Here is a 309-nt window from a genome sequence, read left to right on the forward strand (position 1 = left end):
CGACTGAATTGCCGGCAGATGGCGCTCGAGCGCCGCGCCGTACGGCGTGTTGCCGCGCGCCGCACGCTCGGTCCAGCCGAGGTCGGCTTCATGACCCGAGAACGATTCGATGAACTTCTCGCGCGGCATGCCGCTCTTCGTCACGACGATCTGCAGAATGTTGCGCTCGATTGCACGCACCTGCGCGTCCTGATGGTGGACGTCGCCGCACAGACGGTCGATGGTGCGCGCCGTGAAGCGGATCTTCGCGAGGTGCTGCTGGATCTCTTCACGCGCCTTCTGGTACGCCTTCGAGCTGACGTCGCCGCG

At 65.7% G+C, this 309-nt stretch carries 1 protein-coding gene; it reads right to left on the reverse strand.

The window, feature by feature from the left end; genetic code table 11:
* On the reverse strand, positions 1-309 hold a 309-nt coding region (locus SB822_RS56030), incomplete at both ends, for a sigma-70 non-essential region-containing protein (RefSeq protein ID WP_410858971.1).

This window comes from Paraburkholderia sp. SIMBA_054 (genome assembly GCF_046534875.1).
GTDB classification, from domain to species: Bacteria; Pseudomonadota; Gammaproteobacteria; order Burkholderiales; family Burkholderiaceae; genus Paraburkholderia; species Paraburkholderia hospita.